Origin of the sequence: Paenibacillus sp. FSL E2-0178 (assembly GCF_038593005.1) — a bacterium.
GTDB lineage: Bacteria > Bacillota > Bacilli > Paenibacillales > Paenibacillaceae > Paenibacillus_AQ > Paenibacillus_AQ phytohabitans.
In genome coordinates this window covers 2,550,940-2,572,066 of the sequence record NZ_CP151953.1, presented here as the reverse complement: position 1 = coordinate 2,572,066, position 21,127 = coordinate 2,550,940, and the positions used below count along the sequence as shown (strand labels likewise).

Here is a 21,127-nt window from a genome sequence, read left to right as displayed (position 1 = left end):
GCAAGTGGTCGTCAGCAGAGTGAAGTGGACTGAAAAGCGCTTATTTCCCGGAAAACCCCAATATTGAGGCCGAAGCGGACTGAGAATCACCTATCCTGTTCATTCGTGCCCGAAATGGGGGCTGACCGGCCCATTAACGGAATCTGAGTCCGCTTATCCCGCAATTCAGCCTGATTGGCCCGATTAGCGGATTGTCAGTCCGCCAGAACAGCTGATGTGCGATTAGGGCCTGGGCCTGAAGAGGCTGAGGAGGCTGAGGAGGCTGAGCAGTGACGGTAAACTCCGCTGCGTTACTGCCGGATTCAGATTGCAGCAGCTCCAGCCCGGATGAATTCTCCCCCGCCCGCTTGGCGCCCCTTGCCTACAACGCAATAAGTCTGTAGCCGTAAGCACCGACCGTCAGCGGACCGGCTGGCACGTGCTCACCGCTCAGCACATCCCGTCCGCCCCGCGGCAGGGTTACACTGCCTCCGAGTCCGTCCATATTCACGATCGTCCATAGTTCACCGGACGCTCCGTGTCTTGGACAGACGACCGTCCCCGGGGTGACATCGCTCCGCAGAGTTACACCGGCCCGGGCTGCATAATGATCGATCAGCGCGCACAGCAGCTTGTCCCCCGCTTCTCCGGAGGGCAGGGAGCCGAGCATTACGATGGCTCCGCGGCCATAGGGCTGCTCGGTCAGGAAGGCCAGGCCCGGCGTCCGGCCTGCCGTGATCCTGCCGGTCACGGTTGCACCGCCCGGCAGCGGCTCGAACACCGCGCTCCACAGGGACAACGGTGCGGAGAGGCCGAAGGCCTCGCCAATGCTGCCCGTTCCCTCCATCGGGTAGACATATCTGGTGTTTACCCCGGCGATGCGCTCCAACCCGCCCAGTGCAGCATCGGTATGCAGGGTATGGTCGGCCGTGCGGCCTCCGCTCAGCGGACCGGCGATCCAGATGCCGCCAGCCTCTGCAAAGCTGAGAGCCTTCTGGATATATTCCGGCGACAGATAATGCACAAAAGGGGTGAACAGCAGCTTGTAGCCGCTAAGCTCTCCGCCTTCGGGCAGCAGGTCACGGTGTATGCCCATATCGAGTATCCGCTTGTAGAAGTCCCCCAGCAGAGAGCGGTAGCTTAGCTTCCGGTGCGGCTCCGTCGCCAGGTACGCCTTGGTCCGGTCCGAGTAGGTAATTGCGACCTCGGCCTGTACCGGCCGGGTAGCCAGCAGGTGCGGCTCGATCAGCAGGCGCGCTGCGGAGGCTTCCCGCACATTGTCATAGCCGAGCGCAGGCTTGCCCCAGGCGCTGATGATGGAGCTGTGCGTCTGTTCGCTGCCGGTGCGCTGCTGCCGCCACAGCCAATAGCAGAAAGCCCCTGCCCCCAACGCATAAGCAGACACAGCTTCAGCGGTGAGATAGCCGTCCGGATGGGGTTCGCCGTAGCTCATGAGCGAACCGGCATAGGCCGGACTGGTCTCCAGCAGCCAGAAGTCCCGCTCTGGCTTGATATTACGCCACAGATCACAGTTCAGCAGATAGGCGTGCTTATTGGTCTGGGAGGCGTAAGTGTCGTACGAGGCGAAATCGAGCTCCCGGAACAGCTGTTCATTGTCCACATGGAAAGCGACGCTGCTGTTATGGGTTATGGGAGCTGGCGAATAGCGGCGGAGAATCGCTGCCTGTTCAGCTGCGAATCCGGCGGTTGTCTCCATCTGGAACAGGCGGTACAGGGTTACAAGAGATGAGTTATGCAGGAAGGGAGTAGCCACCGGCTGCGGCACCTGAACGAATTGCTGATAGGTCTGGCTCCAGACTCCCGTTCCCCAGGCTTCGTTCAGCTTCCCGATATTGCCGTAGCGGCTCTCCAGCCACTCATGCCATAGGGACTTGCAGGTCCCGCACATGCATTCTGAGACATGTGCCTTGAGTTCATTATCGAGCTGCCAGGCGACTAGACCCGGCAGCTGCCCCAGCTCTTTTGCCAGCTGTTCAGTGATTATCGCAGCCCGCTGCCGGAAATAAGGGTGATTCGTGCAGACATGCTGCCTGGACCCGTGGCCCATAACCGCCCCGTCCGCCCTGATGATCAGGCGTTCCGGGTGCCCGTGTGTCAGCCAGACCGGCGGAGTGGCCGTCGGGGTGCACATTATGGTGTCGATGCCGTAGGCATGCAGCTGCCGGATCTGCTCAGCGAATGGCCGGATATCAATGGAGCCTTCCTCCGGCTCCAGCTCCGACCAGATGAACTCACCCATCCGGACGAGATTGATGCCGGTTTCCTTCATAAGCTGAAGGTCATGCTTCCGTTCAGCTTCCCCCCAGAGCTCGGGGTACCATGCAGCGCCGTAATATAGCTTATGATTCACTTGCTTTACCTCCCGGGGAGCCCATTATGAGCGTTTTGGTCTCCCGGCATCATAGTTGCCCACTGTGCAGCAGGCAATAGTAAAGTTTTGCCGGCTTTGCACTTTATTGTAGCGGGGCGGATCAGGGCAGGACAGGCCCCTGTCCAAAAAGTCCGATTGCCGGAAAAATCCGCTGAAACCATAATAGGAAGCGCAGCCAAGGCACGGCAGTGCAAGGCTGCTTATCTATATGGAGGTGAATGTAATGAAGCAAGGAGCGGCAATAGGGACAGCAGATATACATGCTGCTGCAACCTACCGCAGCAGGCGGGAGCTGCGCTTCAGACGTCTGAAGCGGGACAAATGGCTCTACATCCTGCTGACCCCGGGACTCCTGTATTTTCTCGTATTTAAATATGTACCCATGTGGGGAGTGCTGCTCGCGTTTAAAGATTATCAGCCCTTTCTGGGCTTCTGGAAAAGCGATTGGGCCGGTCTTGAGCATTTCCGCACGTTCTTCCAGAATCCTGACTTCTTCATGCTGCTGCGCAATACACTCGTGTTGTCGCTGTATAATCTGGTGTTCTTTTTTCCGGCACCGATCATACTTGCCCTGCTGCTGAATGAAGTCCGGCTGTCCTTCTATAAAAGGACGATTCAGACGATGATTTATGTACCGCATTTCATATCCATGGTCATCGTCGCCAGTATATCGTATGTATTCCTGACTACACAGGGCGGTGCTGTCAACGAATTCCTGTACTCCGTGACCGGGAGCAAGATCGATTTCCTGGCCAGCGCCGACTGGTTCCGCCCGCTGATCATCCTGCAGACCATCTGGAAGGAATGCGGCTGGGGGACGATTATCTTCCTGGCGGCGCTGGCCGGTGTTGATGTTGAGCAATATGAAGCAGCCGTAGTGGACGGGGCCAGCCGCTGGCGCCAGACCTGGCATATTACGCTGCCCGCGATCCGTAGCACCATTGTCATTCTGCTGATTCTGCGGATGGGAACCATTCTGGATAATGGGTTTGAGCAGATTTATCTGATGATGAATGCGCTGAACCGTGAGGTGGCCGAGGTGTTTGATACCTACGTATATGCACTTGGGATCACACAGGGGGCGTTCAGCTACAGCACCGCAGTCGGACTGTTCAAATCGGTGATCGGGGTTGTACTGGTGCTCGGCACCAACTGGCTCGCCAAGAAATCGGGCGAATCGGGACTTTATTGAGAGGGAGGCTGTGTGCGTGGCTAAACATTATAAGAGCCCCGGAGAGATTACGTTTGACGTATTTAATTATTTTGTATTGGGAGTTATCGGAATCGCCGCAATCCTGCCGTTTCTGTTCGTGGTCTCCGGTTCATTCGCAACCGAGGCGGAAATTACGAAACGCGCTGTCTTTCTGATTCCGACTACCATCTCGTTTGATGCCTACCGGTTCATTTTCTCCACGGATACCATTGTAAGAAGTATCGGGGTATCGCTGTATGTGACGGTGATCGGTACGGCGGTCAATCTGTTTTTCACAGTAACCATGGCGTATCCGATGGCCAAACGTTATCTGATGGGCCGCAATGTAATCCTCAATCTGGTTATTTTCACCATGCTGTTCGGGGGCGGGATGATTCCCACCTATCTGGTGATCCGCGAGCTGCAGCTGCTGGATACGCTGAATGCGTTAATTCTTCCGGGTGCGATCAGCGCCTTCAATCTGATTATCGTCAAAAACTTCTTCCAGGAGCTTCCGGTCGAGATTGAGGAGGCGGCCCGCATCGACGGCTGTACCGAGCTGGGGCTGCTGTGGAAAATCGTACTGCCGCTCTCCAAGCCCGTGCTGGCGACGTTCACTCTCTTTTATGCGGTCGGGCACTGGAATAACTTCTTCTCGGCGCTGCTCTACATTAATGATCCGTCCAAGTGGCCGCTGCAGGTGATGCTGCGCCAGATCGTTATGCTGTCCCAGTCGGCAGCAGGTGATCTCAGCTCGATGGACCCGAATTTCGTACAGCCGCCAGAGCAGTCGATCAAAATGGCAGTTATCGTGGTCGGCACACTGCCGATTATGTGCGTCTATCCGTTTCTGCAAAAACACTTTGCCAAAGGGGTGATGCTCGGTTCGGTTAAAGGGTAAAAGGGTATGCCAACATACAAAGGGAGGCTAAGGAATGAAGATTGCGCGTAAAGAAGGTTCCATACATTTGAAACGATGGTTGTTTATGTTACTAGCTGCTATTATGATTTTAAGTGTGTTCACCGGCTGTGCCGGCAATAAGGAGAATAATGCTACAGGGCAGAAGGAGTCTGCCTCAAGTGAAGGGAATACGCCTGGCGGAGCTGAAGCTGCAGAACCGCTGGATCTGACGCTGATGCTGCCGATTTTCAAAACGAATTATCCGAAGGACGGCAGTCCGGTTGCCGCCAAGCTGGAGGAACTGACGAACACCAAGATCCATTTCGAATGGGTGCCGAACGCTTCCTATACCGACAAATTCAATATCACGCTGGCTTCCGGCAAGCTGCCCGACATTATCTATGTAGGCGATGTCAAAGCCTCGAGTTTCGTGAATGCGGCAAGATCGGGCGCTTTCTGGGAGGTAGGTCCTTATCTGAAGGATTATCCGAATCTGAGCGGAGCGAAGGAAGTCATTCTGAGCAACTCAGCCATCGACGGCAAGAACTATGGAATCTACAGAGGACGGGCGCTGGGCCGCAACGGCGTGGTTTTCCGCAAGGACTGGCTGGAGAAGCTGGGGCTTGAAGCTCCGCAGACCGTGGATGATTTCTACAATATGCTAAAAGCGTTCAAAGAACAGGACCCTGACGGCAACGGTCAGGCGGATACCTACGGCATGGTTCTGGTGAAGTGGACCGGCGGATGGGCCAGCGGCTTCGATACGATCAAGCTGTGGTTCGGTTCCCCGAACAAATGGGGCGTACAGGATGGCAAGCTGGTTCCTGAGCATGAATATCCGCAGTACTTGGAAGCGCTTAAGTTCATGAAAAAGCTGTATGATGAGCAGCTGATCAACTCCGACTTTGCGGTGATGGACAGCTCCAAGTGGAATGATCCGGTGGTCAACAACAAGGCCGGTGTCATTGTCGATGTGGTGGACAACGGGGCACGGCTTGATGACAAGATTCATGCTGCACTCCAGAAGGAAGGCACGGATGAGCCTGACCGTCATTATATGGATGTCATCGGCGGTGTGACAGGAACGGACGGAGCACTGCATACCCTTCCGACTTCAGGTTTCTCCGGCATGCTGGCTATACCGAAGTCTTCGGTCAAGACTGAAGCAGAGCTGAAGCAGGTGCTGACCTTCCTGGACCGGCTCAACGAAGAGGATCTGCAGACGATGCTGAACTACGGAATTGAAGGTGTCCATTATAATCTGGTGGACGGATATATTGAACGCTCAGGCGATACGGTTCTGCTGGAATCGGAAGTGGAAGGTCTCAACCAGATGCTGCCGTTCATTCCGGAGGACAAGGCGAAGCTGGTGAAGCAGACTGCCCTGCGGTTGAAGCAGACAGAGGTACAGAAGGCTAATGAAGCGACGATTGTGACCAATCCTGCCGAAGCGTTGATCTCTGCAGTATATACGCAAAAAGGCTCGCAGCTGGATAATGTAATCAATGATGCGCGCATCAAGTTCATTGTCGGCCAGATTGACGAAGCAGGCTTGAAGTCGGCTTTTGAGGTATGGCGGAAGACAGGCGGGGACGAGCTTGTGAATGAAATGAACGAACTGTACTCGAAGACGGGCAAGTAAGTCCGGCACTGCTCCAGGCACCAGCCGGTTTATACCCGTTATAGCCGTAAGGCTGCAACTCTAAACTATGGATTCGGCTGGTGAATGATATGGAGAATGGAACGGCAGGGGAACGAAAGGGATATACAGGGGGGCGTACCGGCCGGAAGGGCCGGTATTACCGCAATAATCTCATTATTGTGCTGATCGTTTCGTCTATCCCCGGCCTGATCATCGGGTCTCTTGTGTACTTCATGGCAGGGGGCAATCTGGAGAAGGAGCTGCTGGGTATGCATAACCGGCAGATCGAGCAGCGTGCGGACAACATTAATGACCAGCTGTCCAATCTGGAGCTGATGCTGGCCCACTGGGCGTTCGAGCCGAAGTTCGACTACAGCCTGAGCAACATGGATTTCACCCTGAATCATGAACGGGCCTGGGATATTACCAAAACCCTGGTGGTTATGCAGGGCTCGAATTCGATGGCGCGGCAGGTGGAGCTGTACCTGGCGGGCGATCAGCCGGTGCTGTTCGGCACGGAATACGGGACACTGGCGCCCGAAGAAGATGCAGTGTACGGCAAGCTGCTGGAGCAGGAGCGCAGTACCTATTGGACGGAATGGGCGTTTGATCCGGCCAAGCCGGAGCAGAAGGAGCTGACGCTGGTGCATCATATTCCCGGCGGAAGCCTGGAGCCCTTCGGGGCACTGCTGCTGCGGATGGACACAGAGAAGGTATCCGCCATGCTGCGGACCATGACCCCGTACAACACGGGGGAAGTATTCATGCAGCAAAAGTCCGGGGGCCTGTTCATCTCCGGTAACGGGATCGATGCAGCCACACCGTTTGTGACTGCGCTGCAGAAGGCGATAGCAGACAGAGGCAGTAAAGACAGCACATCTTTCCTGTATGACTGGGACGGAGTTACTTTCGCGGTGACCTACGGCGATTTCTCCCGGATTGCGAATGAATGGATGTATGTGTCGGCTTCTCCGATATCCAGTGTGACTTCACCGGTGGTGGGGTTATCCCGGATGATCATCCTGGTCAGCTTGTGCGCGCTGCTGCTTGCGGCAGTCCTCTCCTGGATTGCTTCCCGCAAAATCTACTCGCCTGTCCGCCGCCTGCTTCAGACGCTGCTTCCCGAGCATGCGGCCTCCGGGGGCCGGGTGGACGAGATGACGCTGATTGAGCGGCACTGGCAGAATCTTCACGGGCAGCGGCATGCCCTCCAATACACGCTTTCGGAGCAGCTTCCGCATGTGCAGCAGAGCTTTCTGCATCAATTGTTCCAGGGTTATCTGTATGCCTATTCCGAACAGGATCTGCTTAGCCGGATGAAGCAATACAAGTGGGAAGTGGACAATTGCGTTTTTGTAGTGCTGTATATTCAGCTTACAGGAATCTCCAGCCTGGAGGCCAAGTTCCGCAGCGGTGACGAGAGCCTGGTGTCCTTCGCGGCGGTGAACATCATCAGTGAACTGGCTGCTGAGCATTTCGGGCGTGCCGAGACCGTTAATCTGCATGATCTTACGTCGGGCATTCTGCTGATTGAGCAGGGAAGCGGCCCGGAGCCGGAGCGGGTTCAGGCTTTCGGTGAAGAACTGGCAGCCACGATCAACCGGATGCTTAAGCTGCAGGCAACTGTAGCGTACAGTGCAGAGGTGAACAGCATCTCCGGCATTCCGCGCTCGTTCGAAGCGGCGAAGCAGGCAGCCAGTCACCGCAGATATGGAGGCGGGAACCAGGTGATCAGCCTGGAGCAGCTGGAACGGGAAGGGCAAGGCACCCAGCTGCCGCAGTATTCGTTCGCGCTGGAGCGCGGCCTGATTCAGGCGCTGCGTACCGGCGAAGCGGAAGAGGCAGACCGGCTGCTGGAGGAGTTCCTGATGACGCTGTCCGAGGGCGGCGCGAAGGTCATTGATGTGCAGCAGGGAATGCTGCATCTGCTCGGCGCGATCCTGCATGCGGTGCTTGAGGCAGGGATTGCCCCGAATCAGCTGTTCAAGGGCAAGAACCTGTATGCAAGCCTGTCACAGATTCATGAGCCGGGCCTGATCCTCTCGTGGTTCCGCGGGCATGTGGTGGCCCCCTTCCTGAAGGAGCTGTGCGAACGTTCGGACGCCGGCATCCGGCGGACGGTTGAACAGGCCATGCTGTACATTCAGCAGCATTATATGGACAATATTTCGCTGGACAGCTGTGCAGATTATACGGGAACCAGCCCTTTTCTGCTCAGCAAGTCCTTTAAACGGGTTACCGGAATTAATTTTATTGATTATTTAACAGAGCTGCGGCTGGACAAAGCCAAGGAGCTGCTGCGCGATACGGATCTGAAAATGAACGATGTCGCCCAGCAGGTCGGCTATCAGCAGAGCTATTTTAACCGGATATTCAAAAAACAGGAGGACATCACTCCGACACGCTACCGTGAACTGAGCCGGCATGAAGGGGAGAAGGAGAACGGGATCAGGTGAGGCGGGTACCAAAGGGGTTCTCATTTACCGTGCACGAATAAGCAGCTTTCTCCGGCTCAGATTATTAGTCTCTGTGATCGGTGATGTCACATAAGGAGATGACCGTTTTGTCCTCAGCCATGCCAATACAATTACGCTGGTTGAATCAGCCAGCTGCTGCTGCGGGGGTTACCTGGGGCGTTCCCTGGTCCAAGGGAGAACTGAAGCGCGGGGACCTGTCCGCCCTATGTCTTAACGGGACGGGTGAAGGTTGCAGTCTGCCGCTGCAGAGCCGCCCTGCCGCTTATTGGCCGGACGGCAGCATCAAGTGGTCGTTTCATTCGGCCGTATGCCCTGACGGGAGTACGGAGGGTTATACGCTGGAACGGTCTGCAGTGCCGGGGGATATGCCGGCAGCCCTGCAGGTGTCCGTTCAAGAAACAGAAGAAGCCTATATTGTCGATACCGGCACCATCCTGTGTACCGTGGGCAAGCGGGGGGCGGGACCAATCTCCCGGATTATCCGCCGGGCTCCGGAGGAATCCGGAGGTGCCGGCAGCGATCATGGATATTCCGGAGCTGCGGAGGCTGCTGAAAGTGCGGCGTTGTCTGCGGGTGCAGGTGCAGATGTTGGCGCGGATGCAGGTGCAGGTGCAGGTGCAGATGTTGGCGCGGATGCAGGTGCGGGTGCAGGTGCAGATGTGGGCACGGATGCAGGTGCAGATGTTGGCGCGGGTGCAGGTGCAGATGTTGGCGCAGATACAGGTGCGATTGCAGGTGCAGGCATGGGCGCGGGTGCCGGTGTGGAGCAGCAGGGTTGCCGCTCAGAGCAGCTCCTGTGCAGCGGAAGTGAGCTGGTCTGCCTCCGCGAGCAGCGCGATACGCTCAGCGGTGAGCTGACACTGCGGCAGGAACGCTTTACGGACGTGACCCGCAGGGCAAGTCTGGAAGAAGCCGGACCGCTGCGTGCTGTAGTTCGGCTGGAAGGCAGGCATAGAAGTGTGAGAGGAGCCAGAGAATGGCTTCCTTATACTTTGCGGCTATACTTCTATGCCGGGCTGGATTCCATCCGGCTGGTGCATACCTTTCATTATGACGGCAATCCACAGCAGGATTTCATTAAGGGGCTGGGCATCGTGTTCAAGGTGCCGCTAAGCGGTCCGTTGTACAACCGCCATGTCCGGTTGGGTGGCAGTGAAGGAATCTTCAGCGAGTCGCCCAAGACGCTTCATACCCGCAGGACCAAAGGCAAATACGCCGGCATGTTCGCCGGGCAGCTGGAAGGAAAGATCCAGCAGTTTGACCCGGGGGAGGATGCGTATTTCACGGGACTGCTTCAGGATTCTGCTGTATGGGACAGCTTCAAGCTCGTTCAGGATTCGTCCGAGCATTATGTAATCCATAAGCGGACAGGGGCGGGCTGCACCTGGATTAAGGGGGCAGAAGGCCGGCGGGCAGGAGGGCTAAGCTATGTCGGCTCGGAATGCGGCGGTCTGGCTGCCGGAGTGAAGAACTTCTGGCGGAAGCACCCGTCCGGGCTGGAGATTACCGGCACCTCCGGCATTGAAGCGGCGTTAACGGTCTGGTTCTGGTCGCCGGAGGTTCCGGCCATGGACCTGCGCCACTATGATACGAAGACGCATGTGGAGTCCTCCTACGAAGGCGCGGATGAACTGCGTGCTACGCCGTATGGTATTGCGGGCACCAACGAGCTGACCTTGTGGTGCACCGCGGAAACGCCGGGAACTGCACAGCTGCTGCAGATGCAGCAGGAAGCGGATGAACCGGCGCTGCTGGTCTGCGCTCCGGAGTATTATCACCGCAGCCGGGCGTTCGGCCTGTGGAGCCTGCCGGACCGGAGCACACCGGCCAAGGCCTGCCTGGAGGACCGGCTGGAAGGCATCCTCTCCTTTTACCAGTCGGAGATCGGGCAGCGGAAATGGTACGGCTTCTGGGATTATGGCGACTTCATGCACAGCTATGATCGGGTCCGCCATGTCTGGAATTACGATCTGGGCGGCTGCGCCTGGCAGAATGCCGAGCTGGTGCCGAATATGTGGCTGTGGCTCAGCTTCCTGCGGACCGGGCGCGCAGATCTATTCCGCATGGCGGAAGCGATGACCCGGCACACCAGCGAGGTGGACGTTTATCATTTCGGGGAATACGCGGGCCTTGGCTCACGGCATAATGTCGTGCACTGGGGCTGCGGCTGCAAGGAAGCACGGATAGCTATGGCCGGACTGCACCGCTACTACTATTATCTGACCGGCGATGAGCGGACCGGCGACATCATGGACAGTGTGAAGGATGCGGATTATTCCACGGTGACGCTGGACCCGATGCGGGCTTATTTTCCGAAGGATGAATTTCCGACCCATGTGCGGGTAGGCCCGGATTGGGCGGCGTTCAGCTCCAACTGGATGACCCGCTGGGAACGGTATGAAGATACGGCCTACCGCGACAAAATCATAACGGGAATCAACTGCATCAAAGAGGCCAATCTGCGGCTGATCTCCGGTCCAACCTATGGCTACGACCCTAAGACAGGAATTCTGAGCGCTATGGGTGATGACAACTGGGGACGGCATCTGGCGATCAGCATGGGCGGGCCGCAGGTATGGTTCGAGCTGGCGATGATGCTGGAGGACCCGGAGTGGGAGGATATGCTCGCGGAATTCGGCGTGTTCTACAACCTGCCTCAGGAAGAGAAGGATGTCATTACCGGAGGAGCGATTACAGGCAGGCTGCGGTTTGAGCATCCGGTGCTGAGTGTGGCTATTGCCGCCTATGGCGCATGGTACAAGGATGACCGGGCTACTGCTGAACGCTGCTGGAACATCCTGCTGGAGAATCCGTTCGGAGCCGTTGACCTTCAGGCAGAGCAGACGCAGGTTACTTATCTGGAACCGATCAATGAGATCGGCTGGATGAATACGAATGAAGCTTCGCAGTGGTCGCTGAACACGATCATTGCCCTGGAGCTGATTGCTGAAGCTCTTCCGGAGCGGGGAGCAGGAGCAGAGGCGGATGCCGGAAAGGCGGTGGCGGCTGAGTGACTGCGCAGCAGGACTTGACGCTGATTCCGGAAGGCTGGCGGGAGATCTACCGCAATACACTGGAAGGACCCGGGCATGTGGAAGGTTTCCGGATGGAAGGCGACGGCATAGTTACCTTTCCGCAGGGACGTTTAAGGCTGGAGAGTAAACGGGATGCAAAAGAAGGGCAGCAGGCGAATGTTGTCTTCTGGTGCCCGGAGGTTTGTCCGGCGGAGCTTGCGGTATCGTGGAAGTTCCGCCCGCTGCGGGAACCCGGACTGGCTATTCTGTTCTTCGCTGCTGCCGGCGCCGGGGGCAAGGATCTGTTTGATCCGTCCCTGCCGGTCCGCACGGGGGAGTATGACCAGTACCATCATGGGGAGATGAATGCTTTCCATATCTCCTATTTCCGCCGGATGTGGGAAGAGGAGCGGTCCTTTCACACCTGTAATCTGCGCAAAAGCTACGGCTTCCACCTTGTCGCGCAAGGCGCTGATCCGTTGCCGGATGTTGCCGATATGACCGGAGCCTACCGCATGCTGGTCGTGAAGCAGGGTCCTGCGGTGACCTTTGCCGTGGACGGATTGCCGCTGCTGCACTGGGTGGATGACGGTTCGTCCTCCGGCCCGCTGCTGGCAGGCGGCAGAATAGGCTTCCGGCAAATGGCACCGCTGATTGCAGAGTATAGTGATCTGGTTGTCTATGCTCCTTGATTGCCCGGCGGGACGAAAAGAAAAAAAGAGGCGATAGGGGGAATTTCGCACTGAAGAAGGATTGAACCGGTAATCTTTCGTATTAGCACCGGGTTCCTTGCTTGAAATGCTGGCTTTCTGTGACGCTCCCTTAGGGCCTAAGCTTTAACTGTATTTTGTGCAACTAAAGCGATCGATTATTGCACTGCGAGAGCTTTAATTGTATTTCATGCAGTTAAAAGTACACATATTTGGAAAAGAAGAAGTTTCTCCATTTTTAATTGTACAGAATACAGTTAACCCGGCAAAACCCGTGTTTTGCCGTCTTTTAAGTGCAGGAAATACAACTATATAGAGTGAGCTTAAGAATCTGACTTGCTGCATGGACGAAATCCTTGCTCCGCAAGGGGGGGGCGTCCATCAACTGGCCATCATTCTATAACTGCTATCTGCTCCTCATTATTACACTCAACAGACCTGCTAGCGCAAGGTTCTGCAGAGGAAGTCTTTTACAAGTTCAAGCCATATAGTTCAGATCCTAAGTGTGTCTTATATAGATCATTCATTCTCATATGCAAAGGAGGCTTAACCGTAATGTCCGGAGTGTATTACTGCTATCCGCAAGGCCGGCATAAGGCGCTGACGATGAGCTATGACGACGGCAGACGGGCGGATGAACGGCTGGTCGGCCTGTTCAACATGCACGGAATCAAGGGTAGCTTTCACCTGAATTCGGGACTGCTTGGAGAAGGGGACCGCATTCGGGCAGAGGAAGTCGCCGCCTTGTACCGCGGTCATGAAGTCAGTGCGCATACGCGGAGCCATCCGACCCTGGCACGCTGCCCGCAGGAGTATATCGTTGAGGAGATTATGGAGGACCGCAAAGTATTGGAAGGGCTAATCCGCCAGCCGGTCCGCGGAATGTCTTATCCGAACGGGTCCTATACGGCGGAGATCAAGGGGCTGCTGCCCCATCTGGGCATCGAATATGCCCGTACTGTCCAGAGCAGCGGCGGTTTCGCCCTCCCGGAGGACTGGCTGGAGTGGCAGGCCACCTGTCACCATAACCGGGATTTGCTTGCCCACGGGGAGACTTTTATAGGACTGCATAAGCGCCAGTATCTCTATCTGATGTATGTGTGGGGCCATAGCTACGAATTCGACAATGATAATAACTGGGAGCTGATGGAGCGCTTCTGTGCCATGGCCGGCGGCCGGGACGACATCTGGTATGTGACCAACCTGGAGTTGGTTCATTATATGAAGGCCTGCCGGGGGCTGGTTTTTTCTGCCGCACGGGATTTTGTATACAATCCGGGAGCTGCTGCCGTCTGGCTGGAGGTTGCCGGAACTGTGGTCGGGGTACCTGGAGGACAGACTGTGGAGTTAGGCTGATTACAGGACTGGGATAGAGATAAGGAGGAATTACTGTGAAAAAAACGAATCAATCGCTGCACCGGCTGGCCGGAATCGATATTTCAGCCGCCGGTCCAAGATGTAAAATGCTGCTCGGTGATCTGGACGGGGACGGCAGGGCAGAGCTGCTGCTGGTTCAGCCGGATAACCGCCAGGATGTCCGTTATATTCCGCATCAGGTGCAGTGCCTGACTGCCTATGACTTGGAGGGCCGTCTGTTGTGGCAGACCGGAAAGCCGGATAAGGGTGCAGGCAGCTCAGGGTCGGATTATCCGGCCCAAATCTTCGATATTGACGGAGACGGCGCGCTTGAGGTGCTGTGTGTGATGGATGACCGGCTGCAGATTCTGGAGGGGGCGACGGGCAAGGTCAAGTCGGTCCATCCGCTGCCGGCCAAGGAAGCCCATGACTGCATCATTATTGCCAACCTGAAGGGCAGCGGACATCCTTCCGACATTATCCTCAAAGACCGCTATCATCAGCTGTGGGCACTGAACTCCAGCTTCGAATTGCTCTGGACCCATCAGGGCAATGTAGGGCATTATCCGTGGGTGTACGATTTTGACGGAGACGGGCGTGATGAGGTCATGGCCGGATATGATCTGCTGGATGCGGACGGTAAGCGGCTGTGGAGCTGCCATGATCTGGAGGATCATGCGGATTGCCTGTGGGTCGGCGATGTGAATGGAGACGGAGTGCCGGAGCTGGTGATCGGCGGCAGTGTGACGGTGATGTATGACCGTGACGGGCATGAGCTGTGGCGGTATGAAGGCTCCATTGAATCGCAGCATCTGGCGCTCGGACGGTTCCGTCCCGACCTGCCCGGCCTGCAGATTGCCGGTCTCGACCGTATGGTCCGTGAAGATGACGGCAAGGGCCTGCGCGGTAAAGACGCGATGTTTCTGCTGGACCAGTCCGGTCAGGAGCTGTGGAAGGAAGAGCGCACCACGGACGGCTGGCTGACGATCGTTGAAGCCGTAAGTCATTTCTGGAAGGATGCGCCGGATTATATTCTGGCTTACCGCCGGGGCGAAGCTGTGCTTCCCGCGCTCTATGACGGCTACATGAATATCGTTGCCCGGTTTGCCGAGCAGGGTTACGCCGTGCATGGGGACCTGCTGGGCAGCGGGACCGAGCAGGTCATTATTTATACGGATGAGCTTGCGGCCGTCTATGCCGGCGAACCGCTCCCGCTGCAGGCGGTGCATCCCGGGCGGCAGCTGCCGCAGCCCAAGCGGCTGTACAGCTCCACCCTATATCCCGGTGGTGAGGTGGCGTTGTGATAGGTGGTGAGGCAGGCGATGGAAGGGTGACGGTGAAGAGCGGTGAGGCAGCGAAGAGCGGGAATACTGTGGAGGCTGGCGGGACTGTGAAGAACAGCAAGACTGTGGAGGCTGGTGTTCCGGCATATTTTGATCCGCAGAATTCTATCGTCCGTACGGCTGGAGAGCATACCGAATCCGTGCTTGCGATCGTAGCCAATCGCTATATCGGTGCCCATCCGCCGCAGCCTCCGGTGTACCGGGTGCATCTGGAGGACAGCTTTCCGCGGCTATCTGACTGCCGGTATGAGATGAATCTGAAGGAACGGCTGCCGGAGCTGCAGGACGGGGAATTCGTCTATGTCTGGGGCAAGCTGTGGAGCGATGCAGAGAGCGATATCCCGCTGGCTGTCAGCTGCTTCGGTCCGGTAACGGTCTATGTCAATGGCTCCGCCGTGTTCCAGTCCAATCTGAACGATGATGTATTTCCGGACCGCAGAGCCTACTTCCGTACCGGGCTAAGCCAGGGCTGGAACCATGTGCTGCTGGAATTCACCGCAGTCGGCACGGGCTGCGGCGGCATCTTCGGCACGGGCAGCGTGAAAGGCGCGCCGCTGCATTTCCTGGCCCCGACAGCCGGGCGCAGCGGCTGTGAGGGCTGGATTTACAGCGCGCCGCAGCAGAGCAGATGGATGCTGCTGCCGGAGAGCGAGCGCGCCGGCGTTCCTCAAGGAGGAACAGCAGCACTCCAGGCGGAGCCGCTGCAAAGCGCATTCCGCAGCGGCGCGGCCGAAGCGGCGCTCGCGTCCCGCTGTGCCTGGTATCCGCAGGCCGGATGGCCGGATACCGTGGCCTGCGCCGGGAATCTCGCGCGTATCTTCGGCGAGGTTCCCGGCGCGAAGGCGCTGGCCTGGAGCCGGCTGGCGGTGACAGCGCCGGGCTTCACTGACACCCGGCTGAGCCTCCGCAGCCGGGACGTGGCGGCACTCCGGGTCTATGTGGATGGCAGGCTTGCCGCCATCCAGCCCGGGGGAGTGCCGGGCTTGAATGTGTGCTGCCGCTGGGCTTCGGCAGCCATGATCTGCTGGTTGAGGCCGTCTGCGATGGCCCGGACTGGGGCTTCCGGCTGGAAGCGGCGGACGCAGGGGGAGAAGCGGAAGCGGACACCGTGAACCTGGTCTTGCCGCATCCTGTGGAAGGGCAGGCAGGACCCTGGCTGTATCTGGGGACCTTCCTTGCATCGGCTGCACCGGAGGCTGCGGCGGCTGCTGTGATGGATACTCCCTTTGGGGAAGGGGCGGAGAGCTGCTTCTGGCGGGTAGACCGCCCCGGCGGAGCAGTCAGGCCGTATCTGGAGAGCACGCTGTACGGACGCTGGAACTATCCGCTGGGCGTGACGTTATACGGGCTGCTGTGCACAGGGATTGTGCTGGATGATTCCCATTACACTGCTTATTCCAGAGGCCATATTGAGCAGTGCACACGGCTTCATGAATATGCACTCTGGGACACGGGCCGTTACGGCGCTCCGGGAATTAATCAGCAGCTGGCGCTAATCGACTCCCTGGATGATTGCGGCTCATTCGGTGCGGCGATGCTGGCAGCGCACAGCGTGCAGCCGTTGCCTGGAGCAGCCGGGGCGGCAGAATATATTGCCCGTTACATTCACGGGACACAGTCCCGTGACGAGGCGGGTGCGCTTTACCGCACCAGGGGCACGACCGACTTCATGCAGGGAACGATGTGGTGTGATGATTTGTATATGAGCACCCCTTTTCTGGTCCGGTACTATCAGCTAACCGGCAATGCTGAATATCTGGATGACGCCGTGGCCCAGTTTCTGCATTACCGCGCGCGGCTGTTCCAGCCGGAGCTTGGCATTATGCACCATGTCTATGACTATAAATTCGGCAAGCCGAACGGTGTGCCTTGGGGCAGAGGCAACGGCTGGGTGCTGTTCTCACTGACCGAGCTGCTGGAGATTCTGCCGGAGCAGCACCCGCAGCAGCCGGAGCTGCTGGATTATTTCCGGGAGCTGTGTGAAGGGTATCTGCGGCTACAGGATGCAGCAGGGTTATGGCATCAAGTTCTGACGGATGCCGAAACCTATGCGGAGGCATCCTGCTCTTCAATGTTCGTGTATGCATTCGCTAGAGGGGCGCGCAGAGGCTGGCTGCTCAAGCCGCACCCCTACGCCGCTGCAGCAATACGCGGCTGGCACGCGCTTGCCGAATACTGCATCGACAAGCAGGGGAATGTCTACGGCGTCTGCCGGGGATCAGGCTACTCTTTCAATAAGCTCTATTACAAGGAGCAGCTCACCTGGCAGCTCAACGATACTCACGGAATGGGCATAGTACTGCTGGCCGGTATTGAAGCGCTTGAGCTTACGCGGGAGCTGGAAGCACAGAAACTATAGCCGGATTTACTGTACGGAGAAGCTTTGCGGACAGCCTTCCAATCCCCTAACCAACCCTGCGAGGTTCCGTCCTGGAGTCTCTCCGGGAGCGAATCGCGGCTGCCGGCTTACACTTCTCGGTTTCCATAATGGCATTACTTATTTGTGCTTAACGAAATGCGGCAGGCAGAGGTATACAGATTTTTGCGCCGACCGTCTGGATAACTGGTGAGGATTCAGCATTTTTATTGGTCAGCATTATTACAGCCGGCATCGTGGAGTAATCCACAATGCCGGCTGTTTGCATTCCATGCTATGCCGCTTGAGTATGTAACATCAATGTTTTTGCGCAGCTAGTCTTTATCGATAAGCTCAAGCTTTTCAAGGATTTTAATTATTGTTAAGGCGGACAGCTGAACGGCTAGTTCAATGCTATCCTGCTGGACTCCGTCTTTCTCCAAGGCGTCCTTGTTCTCTGAGAAGACTTCTTCAGTTACCTGGCTGATCAGACTTTTGACGATTTCATTATTCATTGTGTACCCCTCCTCTCCCCGAAAGATTGTCCCATGTTTTATTTCGGCTGAGACTAAGGTTTTTCTTTGAAAGATAAGAGTTTAATTGCTTTTATACAATCCATATACCAGCTTGTGAATTCCGGTCACAGACGTGAAATTGGATTTGTAGTAAACTGGAAGGAATGTAAAGTTTGCTCGCAATTATTCTACAGAAAAGAATGTGATATGTTTATGCAGCTTCAGGCTCGACTGCCGGCCAAGAAATGGCTGGAGAAGTACCTTTCCGGGGAAGGGATGGATTACCGGCAAATTGTAGCTTTATTTATTCCGATCCTGATTGACCAGGCTTTCATCATCGGGCTTAATCTGGTAAACACTGCGATGATCAGCTCATCCGGCATGGCGGCGGTCAGTGCGGTGAATATGGTAGATTCACTGAATATATTCCTGATCAACGTGTTCGTTGCCATTGCTACCGGCGGAACAGTGGTCGTTGCGCAGTACAAAGGCAGCGGCAACGACCGGATGGTATCCCAGGCTACGGCGGGTTCGGTTACCTCGGTATCGCTGATCGCCGTGGGAATCGGACTTCTGCTCATGGGCTTCCACACGCCGATACTGAACCTGCTGTTCGGAACAGCTTCCGCCGATGTGCTGGATAATGCCCGGATCTACATGATCGGCAGCAGTATTTCTTATCTGGGGATCGCCGTGGTTCAGGCTGTGTGCGGTGCGCTGCGCGGCGTCGGCAGGACGCGGGCTTCGCTGATGCTGTCGCTGATCATGAATCTGTTATACGTACTCCTGAACGTAGTCTTCATTAACCTGCTGCACATGGGTGTGCTGGGCATGACGCTGGCGGTCAATATCGCGCGGTATGCGGGCATGATCTTTGCCCTGGTGTACCTGTTCAAGATTGACACGGTACTGCGTGTGCGGGTCCGCGACCTGTTCCATGTTCCGGTCTCCATGCTGCGCAGAATTATGTTCATCGGCGTTCCATTTGCAGCTGAGCAGATGTTCTTCAATGGCGGCAAGCTGCTGACCCAGATTTTTATTGTTAGTATGGGCACCTATGCGATTGCGACCAATGCTATTGCCGGCTCGCTGGCGATGGTGTTTCAGATTCCGGCCAGTGCATTGTCGCTGACGATCGTAACGGTGGTCGGCCAATGCATCGGACGGGGGGATGTGGCAGATGCCAGAAAATTCATCAAGTCCTTCCTCTGGATCGGTTCAGCCTCGTATGCCTTGGTCGCCCTGCTCCTGATGCCGCTGTTCCATCCGCTGGTGTCGATCTTCTCTCCGCCTCCTGAGATCATTGACGACTTGTTTGTAGTCCTGCTGGTGAATGCTATTGCCCAGATTCCGCTGTGGGCGGTCAGCTTCATTCTGCCGTCCGCGCTGCGGGCAGCGGGGGATTCCCGCTTCACCTCTATCACCTCCATGCTGTCGATGTGGCTGTTCCGGGTCGTATTCGGTTACATTCTCGGGATCGTCCTCGGCTACGGTGTGCTGGGGGTCTGGCTGGCGATGAACTGCGAGTGGGCCGTCCGGGGATTTGTGTTTCTATGGCGCTTCAGAGGCGACAAATGGTTTGCGCATAAGCTGATCTAAACGCTGTCCCGTAAGTGGGTTTCATAATGAAATAGTCCTATTTAAGAGAAAAAGATAACAGAGCAGCACTTCTCGCGTTATGAGAAGTGCTATTCTGCGTTTTTGGCATTGCGTGCAGATTCCCTGCACGTGGTGTAATGAAGTGAAGGCTGGCGCGATATGATGTCGAGCCGCGACGGGCTGTCCAAGTGTTCTCCGGTAGGAGTGGCTTCTTCAGGCAAGCAAGTGGATAAACGTATCTTAATTCGTCAACTTCTGAGCAATGCGGTTCGGCCCCCTAATTATGGAGACATTCTGCTAAAAACTCGTGTTTTCGCAGGATATTGTTTACAGCTTTATTTCTATCGGTTTTAGCTTGCCCGCTTTCCATGCGGCGTGGTATTGCTTGGGGCTCATGCGCTGCAAACTGCCATGAAAACGGCGCTCGTTGTAAAAGTTAATATAGACTGCGACCGCTTCATAGGCTTCTTCAAACGTTTCAAAGTACCTTTTCGTATACAAATCTCTCTCCAAAATGCTGTGAACGACTCAATGTAGGCGTTCATATTCGGCGTCTTTGGAGGAATACGCTCATGCTCCAGAGGACGCTGCGTTTCCGCACACAGCTCGCCAAAGGCAGCGCTTAGGAATTGCGGACCGTTATCGGAACGGATAACCGGTGAGGGGTCTCCAGGCTGTAAACGTCGGCCCAGAGCCTCCCTCAACGTGGCACAGACTTGCTTCGCCGTACAACTCGCTCCAACGTGGTAACCAACGATACAGCGATCAAACACATCAATCATATCAAACATAAAAAAGAAGCGGTCGTAGCCATTAATGTATCTATATTTAATGTCAATTTGCCAAAGTTGGTTGGGGCGTGTGACCACTCGATTCCGCGCCAGCTGCCGAGGGTATTTTACGTTCCTCACCGGTTTCTTCTGAAGCAGCCCGAGCTTCTTGCACAGCCGGTATGCCTTCTTGTGGTTGAGGATTAAGCCCTGCTGGACCGATAGGGCGTACGCCAAATTCCGGTAGCCATAGCCGTTCTCCTCGCCCTCTACCAGTTCACTCAGCCACTCTTCGATCTGTAGGTCACTCACCCGCAGACCGCCAGTAGTGAGGGAGTAGGCGGGGATCGGACGACCCGAAGTCACTACCGCATCAGGGGCACTCAGAAGCCCCAGGAAACGTTTTTTATGCGCATAGTAGGTTGAGGGTTGAACCTCCACGATACGTAGAACAAGTGTAGCCGAATACCCCCGCTTTATCGCTTCGTCGGCCAGTTCGAGTTTGTCTTGTAAGCGGGGTTGGCTTTTTTAAGAGTTCACGCAGCAGTTCGATTTCCAGATCCTTTTCGCCCAGTAGCTTAATGGCCGTCTCCATCTTCGTCTCCAAGTCTTGGACACGCTCCGCATCTTCAATCCGTTCTTGGACGGACGGCGTAGCCTCTTCTCCAAATCGTTCCTTGTAGAACTTCACCCAATTGGCAATGGTGCTGGGAGAGACGGAATACTTTCGGGCTAGGAAGGAAACCTTGGTTCCATTGATCGCTTCTTGGGCTACCTTAATCCTCTGTTCGTCGTATAACTTGTTGCTTCTCATCGGCTCCACTCCCTCTTCTTAGTGTACCTCTTACATGTCAAGGTCTCCACTTTGATTAGGGGGCTTA

The 21,127-nt window shown here is 56.2% G+C and carries 15 protein-coding genes; 11 read left to right on the top strand and 4 right to left on the bottom strand.

Features of this window, described 5'->3' with window-relative positions:
- Positions 1-361: 361 nt before the first annotated feature.
- Positions 362-2,350 (bottom strand): beta-galactosidase, encoded by a 1,989-nt coding sequence (locus MHI42_RS11360; RefSeq protein ID WP_342423818.1) that lies wholly within the window; start codon positions 2,348-2,350, stop codon positions 362-364.
- A gap of 244 nt (positions 2,351-2,594) precedes the next feature.
- Between MHI42_RS11360 and MHI42_RS11355 the strand changes: the two genes are divergently transcribed.
- From MHI42_RS11355 to MHI42_RS11310, 10 genes are all read left to right on the top strand, one after another.
- Positions 2,595-3,563 carry a sugar ABC transporter permease gene (locus tag MHI42_RS11355; protein ID WP_342423817.1) on the top strand — a complete coding sequence of 323 codons (969 nt, stop codon included), beginning with the start codon at positions 2,595-2,597 and terminating at the stop codon, positions 3,561-3,563.
- Between the two features lie 16 nt (positions 3,564-3,579).
- Complete coding sequence (locus MHI42_RS11350) at positions 3,580-4,464, top strand: carbohydrate ABC transporter permease (RefSeq protein ID WP_039306771.1); 885 nt, start codon at positions 3,580-3,582, stop codon at positions 4,462-4,464.
- A gap of 34 nt (positions 4,465-4,498) precedes the next feature.
- On the top strand, positions 4,499-6,106 hold the full coding sequence (locus MHI42_RS11345) for an extracellular solute-binding protein (protein WP_342423816.1): 1,608 nt from the start codon (positions 4,499-4,501) through the stop codon (positions 6,104-6,106).
- Positions 6,107-6,195: 89 nt separating this feature from the next.
- Positions 6,196-8,562 (top strand): helix-turn-helix domain-containing protein, encoded by a 2,367-nt coding sequence (locus MHI42_RS11340; protein WP_171718836.1) that lies wholly within the window; start codon positions 6,196-6,198, stop codon positions 8,560-8,562.
- 119 nt (positions 8,563-8,681) lie between these two features.
- Positions 8,682-11,597 (top strand): hypothetical protein, encoded by a 2,916-nt coding sequence (locus tag MHI42_RS11335; RefSeq protein WP_342423815.1) that lies wholly within the window; start codon positions 8,682-8,684, stop codon positions 11,595-11,597.
- Entirely contained in the window at positions 11,594-12,289 is a 696-nt protein-coding gene (locus MHI42_RS11330; RefSeq protein WP_342423814.1) for a DUF1961 family protein, read from the top strand. Before MHI42_RS11335 ends, MHI42_RS11330 begins: the two co-directional genes overlap by 4 nt.
- Positions 12,290-12,862: 573 nt before the next feature.
- Positions 12,863-13,663 carry a polysaccharide deacetylase family protein gene (locus MHI42_RS11325; protein WP_171718838.1) on the top strand — a complete coding sequence of 267 codons (801 nt, stop codon included), beginning with the start codon at positions 12,863-12,865 and terminating at the stop codon, positions 13,661-13,663.
- 107 nt (positions 13,664-13,770) lie between these two features.
- On the top strand, positions 13,771-14,967 hold the full coding sequence (locus MHI42_RS11320) for a hypothetical protein (protein WP_342424724.1): 1,197 nt from the start codon (positions 13,771-13,773) through the stop codon (positions 14,965-14,967).
- Positions 14,964-16,118, top strand: coding sequence for a hypothetical protein (locus MHI42_RS11315; RefSeq protein ID WP_342423813.1), 1,155 nt, complete (start codon positions 14,964-14,966; stop codon positions 16,116-16,118). Before MHI42_RS11320 ends, MHI42_RS11315 begins: the two co-directional genes overlap by 4 nt.
- Positions 16,001-17,365 carry a glycoside hydrolase family 88 protein gene (locus MHI42_RS11310; protein ID WP_342424723.1) on the top strand — a complete coding sequence of 455 codons (1,365 nt, stop codon included), beginning with the start codon at positions 16,001-16,003 and terminating at the stop codon, positions 17,363-17,365. The genes MHI42_RS11315 and MHI42_RS11310 overlap by 118 nt, the downstream gene beginning before the upstream one ends.
- Positions 17,366-17,697: 332 nt before the next feature.
- Here the strand turns inward: MHI42_RS11310 and MHI42_RS11305 are convergent, their stop codons facing one another.
- A complete protein-coding gene (locus MHI42_RS11305) occupies positions 17,698-17,877 on the bottom strand; it encodes a hypothetical protein (protein ID WP_342423812.1) in 180 nt (59 codons plus the stop codon).
- Positions 17,878-18,084: 207 nt separating this feature from the next.
- Here MHI42_RS11305 and MHI42_RS11300 point away from each other — a divergent pair, with 207 nt between their 5' ends.
- Entirely contained in the window at positions 18,085-19,476 is a 1,392-nt protein-coding gene (locus tag MHI42_RS11300; RefSeq protein ID WP_342423811.1) for an MATE family efflux transporter, read from the top strand.
- Positions 19,477-19,868: 392 nt separating this feature from the next.
- On the opposite strand, the gene MHI42_RS11295 is transcribed toward MHI42_RS11300, so the two are convergent.
- Positions 19,869-20,687: a DDE-type integrase/transposase/recombinase gene (locus MHI42_RS11295; RefSeq protein WP_342423810.1), complete on the bottom strand. Its 819-nt coding sequence runs from the start codon at positions 20,685-20,687 to the stop codon at positions 19,869-19,871.
- Positions 20,653-21,060 (bottom strand): transposase, encoded by a 408-nt coding sequence (locus MHI42_RS11290; RefSeq protein ID WP_342423809.1) that lies wholly within the window; start codon positions 21,058-21,060, stop codon positions 20,653-20,655. Before MHI42_RS11290 ends, MHI42_RS11295 begins: the two co-directional genes overlap by 35 nt.
- Positions 21,061-21,127 lie beyond the last annotated feature (67 nt).